At 61.0% G+C, this 14,042-nt stretch carries 13 protein-coding genes; 9 read left to right on the forward strand and 4 right to left on the reverse strand.

Annotated elements, in window-relative coordinates; all coding sequences use genetic code 11:
• The first annotated feature begins 14 nt into the window (after positions 1-14).
• The 7 genes from rsxC to EV700_RS10460 all read left to right on the forward strand — a co-directional run bounded on the left by rsxC (position 15) and on the right by EV700_RS10460 (position 5,854).
• A complete protein-coding gene (gene rsxC, locus EV700_RS10430) occupies positions 15-1,700 on the forward strand; it encodes an electron transport complex subunit RsxC (RefSeq protein ID WP_130413447.1) in 1,686 nt (561 codons plus the stop codon).
• Between the two features lie 10 nt (positions 1,701-1,710).
• Positions 1,711-2,736: an RnfABCDGE type electron transport complex subunit D gene (locus EV700_RS10435; protein ID WP_130413449.1), complete on the forward strand. Its 1,026-nt coding sequence runs from the start codon at positions 1,711-1,713 to the stop codon at positions 2,734-2,736.
• The gene (rsxG, locus tag EV700_RS10440; RefSeq protein ID WP_130413451.1) at positions 2,733-3,377 is read left to right on the forward strand and encodes an electron transport complex subunit RsxG; all 645 of its coding nucleotides are present in this window, start codon (positions 2,733-2,735) and stop codon (positions 3,375-3,377) included. Before EV700_RS10435 ends, rsxG begins: the two co-directional genes overlap by 4 nt.
• Positions 3,374-4,084 (forward strand): electron transport complex subunit E, encoded by a 711-nt coding sequence (locus tag EV700_RS10445; protein WP_130413453.1) that lies wholly within the window; start codon positions 3,374-3,376, stop codon positions 4,082-4,084. The genes rsxG and EV700_RS10445 overlap by 4 nt, the downstream gene beginning before the upstream one ends.
• Positions 4,081-4,716 (forward strand): endonuclease III, encoded by a 636-nt coding sequence (gene nth / locus EV700_RS10450; protein ID WP_130413455.1) that lies wholly within the window; start codon positions 4,081-4,083, stop codon positions 4,714-4,716. Before EV700_RS10445 ends, nth begins: the two co-directional genes overlap by 4 nt.
• A complete protein-coding gene (locus EV700_RS10455; protein WP_130413457.1) occupies positions 4,713-4,943 on the forward strand; it encodes a cysteine-rich CWC family protein in 231 nt (76 codons plus the stop codon). Before nth ends, EV700_RS10455 begins: the two co-directional genes overlap by 4 nt.
• A 71-nt stretch (positions 4,944-5,014) precedes the next feature.
• A complete protein-coding gene (locus EV700_RS10460) occupies positions 5,015-5,854 on the forward strand; it encodes a DNA-binding protein (protein ID WP_130413459.1) in 840 nt (279 codons plus the stop codon).
• A gap of 11 nt (positions 5,855-5,865) precedes the next feature.
• Here the strand turns inward: EV700_RS10460 and serS are convergent, their stop codons facing one another.
• The 4 genes from serS to EV700_RS10480 all read right to left on the reverse strand — a co-directional run bounded on the left by serS (position 5,866) and on the right by EV700_RS10480 (position 12,202).
• Entirely contained in the window at positions 5,866-7,134 is a 1,269-nt protein-coding gene (gene serS / locus EV700_RS10465) for a serine--tRNA ligase (protein WP_130413461.1), read from the reverse strand.
• A gap of 11 nt (positions 7,135-7,145) precedes the next feature.
• The gene (gene lolA / locus EV700_RS10470; protein WP_130413463.1) at positions 7,146-7,781 is read right to left on the reverse strand and encodes an outer membrane lipoprotein periplasmic chaperone LolA; all 636 of its coding nucleotides are present in this window, start codon (positions 7,779-7,781) and stop codon (positions 7,146-7,148) included.
• 100 nt (positions 7,782-7,881) lie between these two features.
• Positions 7,882-11,028, reverse strand: a complete 3,147-nt coding sequence (locus tag EV700_RS10475) for a DNA translocase FtsK (protein WP_130413465.1) — start codon at positions 11,026-11,028, stop codon at positions 7,882-7,884.
• Positions 11,029-11,146: 118 nt separating this feature from the next.
• Positions 11,147-12,202, reverse strand: a complete 1,056-nt coding sequence (locus EV700_RS10480) for an alanine dehydrogenase (RefSeq protein WP_165391422.1) — start codon at positions 12,200-12,202, stop codon at positions 11,147-11,149.
• A gap of 102 nt (positions 12,203-12,304) precedes the next feature.
• Here EV700_RS10480 and trxB point away from each other — a divergent pair, with 102 nt between their 5' ends.
• Positions 12,305-13,255, forward strand: coding sequence for a thioredoxin-disulfide reductase (trxB, locus tag EV700_RS10485; RefSeq protein WP_130413469.1), 951 nt, complete (start codon positions 12,305-12,307; stop codon positions 13,253-13,255).
• Positions 13,256-13,313: 58 nt separating this feature from the next.
• Positions 13,314-14,021, forward strand: coding sequence for a leucyl/phenylalanyl-tRNA--protein transferase (aat, locus tag EV700_RS10490; protein ID WP_130413471.1), 708 nt, complete (start codon positions 13,314-13,316; stop codon positions 14,019-14,021).
• Positions 14,022-14,042 lie beyond the last annotated feature (21 nt).

Genomic DNA, 14,042 nt, shown 5'->3' on the forward strand with positions numbered 1-14,042 from the left:
AGGTGGATTAAGCCATGAAATACGCACCCTGGCGCATGCCCGGCGGCATCCACCCGCCGGAACACAAGACGGAATCGGTGACGGCTCCCATCCGCTTTGCCGGTCTGCCGCCGCGCTTGATCATCCCGATGATCCAGCATGTGGGTGAAGAGGCCCGGCCGATTGTCGCGGTGGGCGACAAGGTGCTGAAGGGGCAGAAAGTCGGCGAAGTCCGCGCCTTTGTCTCCGCGCCAGTCCATGCCAGCAGCTCGGGAACGGTGGTCGATATCGGGATGTATCCGGTGGATCACCCGTCGGAATTGCTGGCGCGCTGCGTGGTGATTGAGCCGGACGGCCATGATGAATGGACGTCGTTGGCCGGGCTGGATGATTACCGGCAGGCATCGGCGTCAACCCTGCAAGCCCTGATTCGTGAGGCCGGCATTGCCGGGATGGGCGGCGCGGGATTTCCCACCGGCGCGAAGCTGAGCCTGAAACCGGGGACGGTGGTGGATACCGTGGTGATCAACGCCATGGAATGCGAACCTTACATTACCGCCGATGACGCGCTGCTGCGTGAGCGCGCCGACGGGGTGCTGGCGGGTGGTGAAATCGTGCGGCACATGCTGGGTGCGCAGCGGCTGATTGTCGGCATTGAAGACAACAAGCCGGAAGCAATACTGGCCTTGCAGGTGGCGGCGAAGGACCAACCGCAGATCGACATCCTGGCGACGCCGGCGCGCTATCCTTCCGGCGCGGCGCGGCAGACCGTGTATATCCTGACCGGACGCGAGGCTCCCGCCGACGGCCGCACCACCGATGTCGGGGTTTTCTGCCTGAACGTCGGCACGGCTTATGCCATCCACCGCGCCATCGAGCATGGCGAGCCGTCCATTTCCCGCATTACCACGGTGACCGGGCTGGGGGTCGGCTCCCCCGGCAATTTCGAGGTGCGTTTCGGCACCCCGGCGGAGTTCCTTTTGCAGCAGGCTGGAGTCGAACACAGCCGTGTCAACCGCCTGATTGTCGGCGGTCCGATGATGGGTTATACCCTGCCCGACCTGCGCGTGCCGGTGGTCAAGACCACCAATTGCCTGATCGCCGCGACCCCGGTCGACTTCCCGCCGCCGCCGCCGGAAATGCCCTGCATCCGTTGCGGGGCGTGCGAGGATGTCTGTCCGGTCAACCTGCTGCCGCAGCAGTTGCTGTGGTTCGCCAAATCGGAAGAATGGGACAAGGCGGAAGCACACCACCTGGATGACTGCATTGAATGCGGTGCTTGCGCCTATGCCTGTCCCAGCCATATCCCGCTGGTGCAGTATTACCGCTTCGCCAAGGGAGCCATCACGGAAAACCGTCGCGAAGCCGAAAAGGCGGAGCTGGCCCGCCAACGCTTTGAACGCCGCAAGGAGCGGATGGCGCGGGAAGAAGCCGAGAAGGAAGCCCGTCGCAAGGCCAAGGCGGAAGCCGCCGCCACGCGGTCGGCTCCGGTAACGGCCGAGCCCGGGGCAACGGTTGTCGTCCCCCCGCCGGACGCCAAGGCGCTGACCATTGCCGCCGCACTGGCGCGCAGCAACCTGAAAAAGGCGGAAAAGCGGCTGGCGGTTGCCCGCGACGCCGGTGAAGACATCGCCGCCCTTGAAGCCGAAATCCAGACCCTGAGCGCTGCGGTCGCTGCCGCTGAATCCGCCCTGCAACAAGCCCAGACGGCCACGACCTAGAGAACCGAATATGGCGCTGATGACCGTTACCTCGCCCCACGCCACCGGCCGCCGTTCAACCGGTCAGGTGATGCGCCATGTCGTTTTGGCTACCGTGCCGGGCATGCTGGCGCTGGCGTATGCCTTTGGCGCGGGCGTTATTCTTAACGTGCTGTGGTGCGTATTGGCCGGAGTTCTGCTGGAAGCGGCCTGCCTGAAGGCGCGCGGGCGGCCGGTGCGGTTTTTCCTTCAGGATTTCTCGGTGGTGGTGACCGGCTTGTTGCTGGGACTGGCCATACCGCCGTCCTCGCCGTGGTGGATCGGCCTGATCGGCATGCTGTTCGCCGTGCCCATTGCCAAGCATCTTTACGGCGGACTGGGCAGCAACCCCTTCAATCCGGCCATGATTGCCTATGCCCTGCTGCTGGTTTCATTCCCGGCGGAAATGACGCGCTGGAATCCCACCGGGTTCACTTTTGATCCGGTGGCGGCGTTGAAAGCCTTTGCCGGTCAGCCGGTATTGCCCGACGCGCTGAGCGGCGCAACACCGCTGGATGTCTTCCGCCAGAAGGCGCGCACGGGGGTGTCGGAAAACGCCTGGTTCAACGAAGGGGTGCAACTGCAGGGCTGGGCTGCCGTGAACCTGGCCTTCCTGCTGGGCGGCGCATACCTGCTGTCGCAGCGGATCATCAGCTGGCATATTCCGGTGTCGCTGCTGCTGGCGCTCGGCGGCTTGTCCACGGTTTTCTACCTGTTCGATGCCGGGCATTATGGTTCGCCGCTGTTTCATCTGCTGAGCGGCGCGACCATGCTTGGCGCTTTCTTCATCGCCACCGACCCGGTAACCGCCGCGACTTCCCGACCAGCACAGCTGGTCTACGGTGCGGGTATAGGCGCGCTGATTTTCGTCATCCGCAGTTGGGGTGGCTATCCGGATGCGGTCGCCTTTGCCGTGTTGTTGATGAACCTGGCTGCGCCGACCATCGACTTGCTGGTGAAGCCGCGCACCTTCGGTCATGACGTCAAGCCGGTGAAATGGAAGGGAGGCAAGTCATGACGACCATCAGCCGGTCGATGCTGAAAAACGCCCTGATCCTCAGCGCCTTCGCCGCCGTCACCACCGGCATGATCGCGGGCATGAATTACCTGACCGAGGCCCGCATCGAGGCCAGCCGCCAGGGGGAATTGATGCGCAGCCTGAATGAACTGGTTCCGCCCGGCCTTTACGATAATGACCTGCTGGCGGATCCCCTGACCATTCAGGATTCAGCCCTCCTGGGCCATAGCGGGCCGGAAACGGTCTGGCGCGCCACCCAGGCTGGCCGGCCGGTCGCGGTGCTGTTTCCGGTGATTGCCCCGGACGGTTATAACGGTCGTGTGCGCCTGCTGGTGGCGGTGCGCTACTCCGGTGAGCTGGCGGGCGTGCGGGTGTTGTCCCACAAGGAAACGCCCGGTCTGGGCGATGCCGTTGACCGCGCGAAATCGTCCTGGATTGATGTCTTCACCGGCAAATCCTTGAGTGATCCCAACGAAGCCGGTTGGGCCGTGCGCAAGGACGGCGGCCGCTTCGACCAGTTCACCGGCGCCACCATCACCCCGCGCGCGGTCGTGAAGGCGGTGCATCGCGCCCTGGTCTACTATCAGGGACACCGGGACTTGCTGTTCACCCCCGCGCCTGGCGCGAAGGAGCAACCATGAGCGAGATTTCCTACCGCAAGATCGCCATTGACGGCCTGTGGAAGAACAATACCTCCACCGTGCAGTTGCTGGGGCTGTGCCCGTTGCTGGCCTGCTCCAATTCCGTGGTCAACGGTTTGGGACTGGGGCTGGCGACGACGCTGGCGCTCGCCGCCTCGAATGCGGCGGTCTCGGTCATCCGCCGTCAGGTGCCTGACACGCTGCGCATCCCGATTCTGGTGATGATCATCGCCGCCATTGTTTCCTGCATCGAACTGGTGATGCACGCCTACACTTACCAGTTGTACCAGATCCTCGGTATTTTCATTCCCTTGATCGTGACCAACTGCGCGCTGCTGGGCCGGGCCGAAGCCTTCGCCAGCAAGCATCCGCCGCTGCCTTCCGCCTTTGACGGCCTGATGATCGGTGCCGGTTTCACGCTGGTGCTGGTGCTGCTGGGCAGCATGCGCGAACTGCTGGGTAACGGCACGCTGTTCGCCAACATGCACTTGCTGCTGGGCGAGACGGCACGCAACTGGACAGTGACCCTGCCGGGTTATCACAAATTCCTGTTCTTCATCCTGCCGCCGGGCGCCTTCCTTTGCCTGGGGCTGGTGATTGCGGGCAAGAATGTCATTGATGAAAGGTTGAAGGCCCGCGCCCAAGTCGAGGTGGCGGTCACACCCGCCGGCGGCAAGCGCGTGCGCACCACGGGACATATCGCATGAAGAAGGCGGAACGAGTACGGGAAATCTTCACCCGGCTGCGGGCGCAGAATCCGCACCCCACTACAGAGCTGGTTTATTCCACCCCGTTTGAATTGCTGATCGCCGTCATCCTGTCCGCACAGGCAACCGATGTCGGCGTCAACAAGGCCACCGCCAAACTTTACCCAGTGGCCAATACCCCGGCCGCGATCCTGGCGCTGGGACTCGACGGCCTGAAGGAGTACATCAAGACAATCGGCCTCTACAACAGCAAGGCCGTGAATGTGATCAAAACCTGCGAGATGCTGGTGCAACTCCATCACGGCGAAGTGCCGCGCCTGCGCGAACATCTGGAAGCGCTACCCGGCGTCGGCCGCAAAACCGCGAACGTGGTGCTGAACACGGCCTTTGGCGAGCCGACAATGGCGGTAGACACGCACATTTTCCGCGTCAGCAACCGGCTGGGACTGGCCAAGGCCAAAACCGTTGAGGCCACCGAACAACAATTACTGAAGACCATCCCCGCCGAGTTCATGATGGACGCCCATCACTGGCTGATCCTGCACGGGCGCTATGTCTGCAAGGCGCGCAAACCGGAATGCGGCAACTGTATCCTGGCTGATTTGTGCCCTTCCAAGGACAAGGAGTCATGACGGAAACCCTGACTGCCCTGCCCAATACCCGCTGCCCGCTGTGCGGCGGCGCCAACGACTGTGCGCCCGCCTCCACCGGTCGACTGCACGATGCCTGCTGGTGCACAACCGCCCCCATCAGCCCGGAAGCCCTCGCCCGGGTTCCTCCCGAACTGATCAATAAGGCCTGCCTTTGCCCACGCTGCGCAGCTGGAATAAATGCCGGATTTCCCGCCAAGGAAGCGTGAACCGGCCGTTTCTTTAGCGGGTCATAACGGGTTATATTGCGCTGTAATATCCATTACAAAACCGTTCCGTCATGAATCCCATTCCTTCTATCCAGCAGGCTGTCTGGAAAGCCGCCGACCAGCTGATGGCCCAGGGCGTCCGCCCGACCGTGGCCAATGTCCGGGAAGTCACCCGTCGCGGCAGCGCCGGCACCATCAATGATGCGCTGAAAGACTGGTGGCAGGATCTGGCCGAGCGGCTCAGCAATCGTATTCCCCAGCCTGATGTGCCGGAGCCTGTGATCGACATGACCCGGCAGCTTTGGGAAATGTCCCTCAAGCACGGTGAAGAAGCCTTCAAGACGCTGCGCGTGGAAAGTCTGGAACAGGCCCGCAAGGCGGAAGATGAGCGCCAACTGGCGGTTCAGGCTTTGGAGCAGCAGCGTCACCGCCTGGAAGACTTGCAGGCTCGCACGGAGCATTTGCAGACGGCTGAAAAAGAGTTGTTGTCCGGACTGGCCGCCGAGCAGGCGCGCCGTCAGGAGGCGGAAAGCCAGTTGCAGCAGGCGGTGGCGGCCCGCAACGAGCAAGAGGTTTTGCGCACGCAGGTGGAAAAGGAATTGGCCTTGCTGGCGGCCCAGTACCAGAGCGCCGAGCAGCAATGGCAAACCGAGCGGGAAGCCCTGAACCAGCGCCACGAGCGTGAGTCCACGCTGATGACCAACCGGCTGCAAAATACCGAACAGCTATTGCAGTCCCAGGAGGCGCAACTGCTGCAAACGGAAATGAAACTGCTGGAAGCACAGACCGAGATACGGCTGCTGTTGCAACGGCTGGACGGTCTGCAACAGGAGAATGCAGTTCTGCGCCAGCAAGCCCATGCGCCGCAAAACCGCCGCGAAACCCTCAAGGCGCGCCTGCGGCGCACCTGAGGCTATCGGACTTAGAGGGACTTCAGACCGCCCAGATAGGGCTGCAGGGCTTCCGGCACGGAGATCGAGCCATCGGCCTGCTGGTAGTTTTCCATGATCGCCACCAGCGTGCGGCCCACGGCCAGGCCGGAGCCGTTCAGGGTATGCAGCAATTCCGGCTTGCCGTCCTTGTTGCGGAAACGCGCCTGCATGCGGCGGGCCTGGAAGGCTTCGAAATTGGAGCAGGACGAAATCTCGCGGTACTTGCCCTGCGCGGGCAGCCACACTTCCAGATCGTAGGTCTTGGCCGAGGAAAAACCCATATCGCCGCCGCAAAGCAGCATGACGCGGTACGGCAGCCCCAGCATTTGCAGGACCTTCTCGGCGTGGCCCGTCAACTCCTCCAGCACCGCATCAGACTGCTCCGGGTGCACGAACTGCACCAGCTCGACCTTTTCGAACTGATGCTGGCGGATCAGGCCGCGGGTATCACGGCCGTAGGACCCGGCCTCGCTACGGAAGCACGGCGTATGCGCCACGAACTTCAGCGGCAACTGGTCGCCGCTGACAATCTCGTCGCGCAGGATATTCGTCACCGGCACTTCCGCGGTAGGGATCAGGTAATACTCCTTCTCGCCGCGCAGCTTGAACAGGTCTTCCTCGAACTTGGGCAACTGGCCGGTGCCCTGCAGGCTGTCGGCGTTGACCATGTACGGCACATAGACCTCTTCATAACCATGCTGCTGGGTATGGATGTCCAGCATGAACTGCGTCAACGCGCGTTGCAGGCGCGCCAACGGGCCTTTCAGCAGCGAGAAACGCGAACCGGTAATCTTGGTGGCGGTGGCGAAATCGAGATAGCCCAGTGCCTCGCCCAGATCGGCGTGATCCTTCGGCTCGAAATCCAGCGCGCGGGGTGTGCCCCAGCGGCGCACTTCAACGTTGCCGTGCTCGTCTTCACCGGCGGGAACGGAAGCATGCGGCGTGTTGGGGATGGTCAACAGGAAAGCATTCAGTTCGGCTTGCAGCGCCTCCAGCTCCACTTTGACCGTTTCCAGACGGGCATTCACTTCCTGCATGCGCGCCATCAGCGGCGCGGTGTCTTCGCCGGATTTCTTGGCCATGCCAATCTGTTTCGCCCCGGCATTGCGTTCGGCCTGCAGGTGTTCGGTCTCGGATTGCAGGCTGCGGCGACGCTCTTCAAAAGCCTGTACTTTCGGAATATCAAGCGTGACATTGCGAAGCGCGAGGCGTGCGGCGACTTCTTCGGGCTGGCTGCGTAACAGGCGGGGGTCAAGCATTGCTGTCTCTTTTATAACTCGTTGATGACGTCCACACCCTTTGGCGGGGTGAACTGGAATACGGAATCGGCGATTTTGCCATTAACCTTGATCTGGCTGAAAGTGATATCGGTCTTCTGGCCCAGGGAGTCGCGCAGTTGCATGCCGGTCAGCTGGCTGCCGCTGAAGCTGACGCGCAGGGTTTCGAACAGGGCGTCCTTGTCCTTGGGCTTCAACACAAAGGTTTTTCGGCTTTTCCCGGCAACTTTTTCCTTGTCTTCACTAATCGTAAAGGACTCGGACATTTTCGCGGAGTCACCGGAAAGCAGCAGCGCCGGAGTATTGCCGACCTGCTTGTCGAGCAGTTGCCGGGTGGCCTGCTGCAATTCGGGGTCATATACCCAGACGACTTCTCCATTGGCAATGATCTGCTGGGTAAAGGGTTTTTCCGTATCCCAGCGGAAATAGCCGGGACGACGTACCAGCATCTGTCCGCTCAGGGTTTGCAGGGGTTTGCCTTGTGGATCGAGAGTATTCTGGATGAACGCAGCCTGCATGCTGTCCATTTTATTCAGCAAAGAGTTCAGCTGCTTGGCCGGCGTTTCGGCGGCCAGTACCGGGCCAGCGCTCAGTAGCAGACCCAGACAAAGGGCGGTATATCTCATCATGCTTCCTGTCTCAGGGGGAATGCGGGCAGTTTTGCCTGTCGGCTGCCCTGCTTCCAGCCCCTCTCAACAGGGGCTTGGTGTGGCTTCTGTAAGTTCCGGCTCAATCGTGTTGCGGGGAAATCACTTCGCGTTGGCCATTGCTCTGCATCGAGCTGACCAGTCCGGCCATTTCCATCGCCTCAATGAGACGCGCGGCGCGGTTATAGCCGATCTTGAATTTACGTTGAACAAACGAGATCGAAGCGCGACGGGTTTCCAGCACGAAAGCCACGGCTTCATCGTACAGGGGATCCTGCTCGGCATCGGCATCTTCATCCCCCATGCCGCCGGAAACGCCCTTGCTGGGTGTGCCGTCTTCGTTGAAGTCGCCTTCGAGGATTTCGTCAATGTAATCCGGTTCGCCCAAGATCCGCCAGGCGTCACAAACACGGTGGACTTCATCATCGCTGACAAAAGCGCCGTGCACGCGCTCGGGAATATTGGTGCCAACCGGCTGGAACAGCATGTCGCCGTGGCCCAGCAACTGATCAGCGCCGGGCTGGTCGAGAATGGTGCGGGAGTCGATCTTGCTGGATACCTGGAAGGCGATGCGTGACGGTACGTTGGCTTTGATCAAGCCGGTGATGACATCAACGGACGGACGCTGCGTGGCCAGAATCAGGTGGATCCCCGCCGCCCGCGCCTTCTGGGCGATACGGGCGATCAGTTCCTCCGCTTTCTTGCCGGTAGTCATCATCATGTCGGCAAATTCGTCGATCACGATGACAATGAACGGCATTTTCTTCAGCTTGGGCGGGACATCCTGCAAGCCGGAATCTTCCTTCTTCCAGATCGGGTCCAGAATGTTCTCGCCACGGGCTTCGGCTTCATCCAGCTTCTTGTTGAAGCCGGCCAGATTACGCACACCGACAGCCGCCATCAGCTTGTAGCGGCGCTCCATTTCGCCCACCGACCAGCGCAGCGCATTGCCGGCATCCTTCATGTCGGTCACGACCGGCGTCAGCAGGTGCGGAATCTTGTCGTAGATCGACAGTTCCAGCATTTTCGGGTCGATCAGGATCAGGCGGACTTCTTCGGGCGTCGCCTTGTACAGGATACTGATCAGCATGGCGTTGACGCCGACCGACTTGCCGGAGCCGGTTGTACCCGCCACCAGCAGGTGCGGCATGCGGGCCAGATCAGCCACGACGGGTTTACCGCTGATATCCTTGCCCAGCGCCAGGCTGACCGGCGATTCCTTTTCCTGGTAATGCGGCGCTGACAGGATTTCCAGTAAACGAACCACTTCGCGATGGGCGTTGGGGATTTCAATGCCGACCGTTGACTTGCCGGGGATGACTTCCACCACGCGCACCGAAATCATGGCCATGGAGCGCGCCAGGTCCTTGGCGATATTGGTGATCTTGGCGACCTTGGTGCCGGGAGCCGGATCAATTTCAAAGCGGGTAATCACCGGGCCGGGATGCGCATCGACAACGCGGGCGTCAATGTTGAATTCCTTGAGCTTGATTTCCAGCAGTTTGGAAAGCCGTTCAAGTTGTTCCGGCGTAAAACCGGGTTTGCGGTTCACATCCGGCTTTTCCAGCAGATCCAGGGACGGGATTTCATACCAGCGACGACGGGACGGAGCATCGTCGCGGACAGCCAGCGTGGCTACGGCCGGAGGGGTCGCGGGCAGTTCCGCGGGTGCGGGCTGGCGCGGCTCGATAATCGAGTCTTCATCGACCAGGAAGCCGCTGACCTCGTCAGGATGCTCGGTCATGGTGGTGACGAGTTCATCAATCGCTTCCTGTTCGGCCGCGCTGATGAAGTCCAGATCGCCATCGTCATCCACCAGCGTATCCAGAATATCCGTGGATTCCGGAGCCGATGCCAGCTCGGGCGTTATATCGACCGGCAGATCGTCCAGCGGCGCTGGTTCCTGCGTCTCAGGTGCAATCACGGCAACGGGATCGGCGGGAATTGCCGGATGGAGCGCGGTTTCGACCGCACCGTGTACAACGGCCTCATCAAGTTTGGCGGACAGGTCGGCATCACGCTCAGCGCCCTCTCCCAGCCATTGCTCGGTAACCTGATGCACCACCTCGGCCTCGCTGGCGGTTGTCTCCAGAACCGGCAAGTCATCCGGAAGCAACGGTGCGGCGAGAGTTTCATCGGGCAGATCACGCACCATCGCGTCAAGATCCGCCATGAGCGCTTCGGCTGGATCACGGTCCGCGGTCAATACGGGCAAGGCATCGGAGATTACCGGGAAATCATCGTCCGCAAGGTCGGGGCTCGAAACGACCGGTTCAGAAGCGTGGTCAAATCCGGCGATCACCTCGTTCAACTCGGCCATCAGTTGCGGCACTTCTTCGGGGTGGGCGGACTCAACAACCGCCTGATCCAGATGCTCAGCCGCCTGGGCTGCATCCGCCGCGACCACAGCGGCCGCCGCAACGGCAACCGGCACGACCGGGTCAACCCGGCCCTCATCTCCCAATTGCGCCTGCACCTTGGGGTTGGTGATATTGATCTGGAATTGCTGCTCGGACTGGGAAATGGCGCGCTGCAATTCCGCACTACGGATTTTGTGTTCCCGGTATTCCGCCACCTTGCGGCGGAAGCCTTGCTGGATATTAAGCAGAAAGGCATACAATGGATAACCCGTCGCTTCAAGGGCCAGTTTCCAGGGGAATCCCGAGACGAGGCTGAGGTTGAAGGTCAGCACAACCACAAGCAGGACGGTGGGGCCGAACAGGCCAAAGTTGCCGTAAAGCCCCTGCGCCACTTCCAGCCCGATGATGCCGCCGGCGGCATTGATGATGTTTTCATCGGCCACATAGGAATGCAGCGCAAAAAGCGCACTGCAGGCGATCAGGCTGAGCGCATTGGACATGGCGCGGATCACCATGTTGACCGGCACGGCCTTCGGCCGCCATATGGTCATGATCTCGAAAAGGCAAAAAACCGGGATCAGCAGCGAAGCGGAACCGAGAAAGCTATGGAAGATGTCAGCAAGCCAGGCGCCGGCAATACCGGCGGCATTGGTCACTTCAAGCGTATCGCTGCTGACGCGCGACCAGCCGGGATCCAGGGGGGAATATGTCAGCAGCGCGACGAAAAGGTACAGGCCGATCCCCAGCCAAAGCGCCGACTGGACTTCGCGGACACCTTTGTGATGCACCGGACGCTCGGGAACGGGAACCGGCGGGCGGTTCAGGGAAGGCTTCTTGTTTTCGGGTGTTCGGGTAAAAAAGGCTGTCACAACGGAGTCCGTATCTGCATCGAGGCCGACAAAAACGGCAAGAGTATGCTACCCGCGCCGATAAAGCCAGAGGCATTCGCAAATCGTTGCAAAGCCTGACGGCGTCAGGCTTTGCGGGTCAGGCCGGCAGCAGCGCCGGGTGGCGGATGACGCCGTTTTCGGTCGCCAGCGCGGTATGGAAAACCTGGTCTTTTTTCCAGTCGCCGGTACCCAGAAAGCGCACGTGCGGCAAAATCGCCCGGCTGAGGGCCTGAGCAGATGTGCGGGGTACCGCGCCGGGCATGTTCGTGACGGCGGCGAAGCCCAGGCCGTCTTCCCAGTACAACGGAGCGCGCCAGTCTGTCGGCCGTATTCCCTCGATGCATCCCCCCTGATCAATGGCAATATCCACGACAACCCTGCCCCTCGGCAGCTTGGCCAGCAAGGCGCGTGAAACCAGCCGCGGAGCCTCGGCTCCGGGCAACAGGACCGCGCCGATCAACAAGTCGGTATCCGGGGCCAGCATGGTGAGCGCGCGTTCGTCATAACGCAGGCAATTAATGCTGCGATGCTGACTGTGCAGGGCTTCCAGCGCGGCCTCGGACTGATCGAGCACCCAGACATCCGCGCCCAGAGCTGACGCCATGATCGCCGCATGGCTGCCGGCGACGCCCGCCCCCAGCACCACAACCTTGCCCGGTGGAGTATTCATCACTCCGCCCAACAAGAGTCCGGCCCCGCCCTCGGGCTGTTGCAGGTAGTGCATGCCTATCTGGACGGCAATCCGTCCGGCAATGGCGCTCATCGGGGCCAGCAACGGCAAGCGGCCGCCCACCGTCACCGTTTCGAAGGCGAAAGCGGTGACACGCTTCTCCAGTAATTGGGCCAGGACATCGGGACAAGCCGCCAGATGCAGGTAGCAGAACAGCATCAGGCCCGGACGCAGCAACGGAAATTCTTCCGGCTGCGGCTCCTTCACCTTGACCACCAGATCACAGGCATAGATCTCCGCCAAGCTATCCGCAATGATGGCGCCTGACTGCCGGAAATCCGCATCGGCAAATCCTGCTTTGACCCCTGCGCCGGTTTCAACCCGAACTTCATTCCCGTCGGCAATCAGCTCCCGGACTGCGGCGGGTGTCAGGGCGACACGTCCCTCCAGCGGCTTGCGTTCGCGCGGAATCCCTATCTTCATGAATGGCCCCTTGGTTTTTGTTTGTCGCATCCCCATCATCAGGAGATTGATGTCAGTATAATCCCAATCCTTGACCCTGTATTTGTCCCTGGAGCTTGTTGTATGGAATCCCGCCACCTTCGCCTGCTGATCCTTGGTTCCGGCCCCGCCGGTTACACCGCCGCAGTCTATGCCGCCCGCGCCAACCTGAAGCCGGTGGTGATTACCGGCATGCAGGCCGGCGGCCAGCTGACCACCACCACTGAAGTCGATAACTGGCCCGGCGACGTTCATGGGCTGACCGGCCCGGATCTGATGGTGCGCATGCAGCAACATGCGGAGCGCTTCGGCACCGAGGTGATTTTCGATCACATCCATACCGTAGACTTCAAGCAACGCCCCTTTGTGCTTCAGGGCGATAGCGGTCACTACACCGCTGACGCCGTCATTATTGCAACCGGCGCCTCGGCGCAGTATCTGGGTCTGGATTCCGAACAAGCCTTCAGCGGCCGCGGCGTCAGCGCCTGCGCAACCTGTGACGGTTTCTTCTATCGCGGCCAGAAAGTGTTGGTGGTCGGCGGTGGCAATACGGCGGTTGAAGAAGCGCTTTATCTTTCCAATATCGCCGACCACGTGACACTGGTTCACCGCCGCGACAAGGTAAAGTCAGAGAAAATCCTTCAGGATCATCTTTTTGCCCGTGAAAAGGAAGGTAAAATCTCGATTGTCTGGAACCATACATTGGATGAGGTGCTGGGGGACGACAGCGGCGTTACCGGTGTCCGCCTGAAGAGCGTGGTTGACGGTTCCACCCGTAACCTGGATGTCGCCGGTGTGTTCATCGCGATTGGCCACAAGCCCAATACCGACATTTTTGCCGGCCAGCTTGAGATGAATAACGGCTATCTCAAGGTCCGGAGCGGGTCCGAGGGCAATGCCACCGCAACCAGCGTCGAGGGTGTTTTTGCCGCCGGCGATGTGGCGGACCATGTGTATCGCCAGGCGATTACTTCTGCCGGCAGCGGTTGCATGGCTGCCCTGGATGCAGAGAAGTATCTGGATAACCTTAAGTAAGTCACTTTACTAATTGATTCATAACAAGATGTTGTGAATCAATTAGCGGAACGCCATCATGCCGCCGGTCCCGCTAACGCCACGTCCCCGCGCCTTTCCGGCTGTTGATCAGGCGGATGAGGACGGTTTGCTGGCGATCGGCGGCGACCTGCTTCCTCAGACACTCCGCCTGGCATACACGCACGGCATTTTCCCGTGGTACAACCCCGGGTGGCCGATCCTGTGGTGGTCGCCTGATCCCCGCTGCGTTATTGATCCCTCCCGCTTTACGCCCAGCCGCTCCCTGAGAAAGCGACTGAAATCCGGCGTATTTACCATCACGGTCGACAAATGCTTCACCCAGGTCATGCGCCTGTGCGCCGCTCCCCGAAGCTATGCCAATTCGACCTGGATCAACGAAGAGATGATTCGTAGCTACACGGAACTCCATCTTCAGGGCCTGGCGCACTCCGTCGAAGTCTGGAACGCCTCGGGAGAGCTGGTGGGCGGACTTTACGGCATGAACCTTGGGCGCCTGTTTTTCGGCGAGTCGATGTTCAGTCGGGAAACCGATGCCTCCAAGACGGCTTTTGCTTTTTTGATGCACCTGTGCGCCGGTTGGGGCTTTCCACTGGTGGACTGCCAGTTACCTAACGAGCATCTGATGAGTCTTGGGGCATTCACCATCCCCCGTGAGCAGTTCATGACGGTGCTGGCGACCGAGCGTTATCGTGAATCACCCGACTGGCGGCCGGTGCAGGCGATAAATCACTGCACTCCTTTCTGAAAGCAGGCTATTCTTCCTCAA

The organism is Fluviicoccus keumensis (assembly GCF_004217445.1).
In the GTDB taxonomy this organism is placed as follows: Bacteria; Pseudomonadota; Gammaproteobacteria; order Pseudomonadales; family Moraxellaceae; genus Fluviicoccus; species Fluviicoccus keumensis.

Excerpts from the sequence above, each read along its gene's own strand:
- rsxC (WP_130413447.1), top strand. The coding sequence starts at position 15 with ATGAAATACGCACCCTGGCGCATGCCCGGCGGCATCCACCCGCCGGAA.
- EV700_RS10435 (WP_130413449.1), top strand. The coding sequence starts at position 1,711 with ATGGCGCTGATGACCGTTACCTCGCCCCACGCCACCGGCCGCCGTTCA.
- rsxG (WP_130413451.1), top strand. The coding sequence starts at position 2,733 with ATGACGACCATCAGCCGGTCGATGCTGAAAAACGCCCTGATCCTCAGC.
- EV700_RS10445 (WP_130413453.1), top strand. The coding sequence starts at position 3,374 with ATGAGCGAGATTTCCTACCGCAAGATCGCCATTGACGGCCTGTGGAAG.
- nth (WP_130413455.1), top strand. The coding sequence starts at position 4,081 with ATGAAGAAGGCGGAACGAGTACGGGAAATCTTCACCCGGCTGCGGGCG.
- EV700_RS10455 (WP_130413457.1), top strand. The coding sequence starts at position 4,713 with ATGACGGAAACCCTGACTGCCCTGCCCAATACCCGCTGCCCGCTGTGC.
- EV700_RS10460 (WP_130413459.1), top strand. The coding sequence starts at position 5,015 with ATGAATCCCATTCCTTCTATCCAGCAGGCTGTCTGGAAAGCCGCCGAC.
- serS (WP_130413461.1), bottom strand. The coding sequence starts at position 7,134 with ATGCTTGACCCCCGCCTGTTACGCAGCCAGCCCGAAGAAGTCGCCGCA.
- lolA (WP_130413463.1), bottom strand. The coding sequence starts at position 7,781 with ATGATGAGATATACCGCCCTTTGTCTGGGTCTGCTACTGAGCGCTGGC.
- EV700_RS10480 (WP_165391422.1), bottom strand. The coding sequence starts at position 12,202 with ATGAAGATAGGGATTCCGCGCGAACGCAAGCCGCTGGAGGGACGTGTC.
- trxB (WP_130413469.1), top strand. The coding sequence starts at position 12,305 with ATGGAATCCCGCCACCTTCGCCTGCTGATCCTTGGTTCCGGCCCCGCC.
- aat (WP_130413471.1), top strand. The coding sequence starts at position 13,314 with ATGCCGCCGGTCCCGCTAACGCCACGTCCCCGCGCCTTTCCGGCTGTT.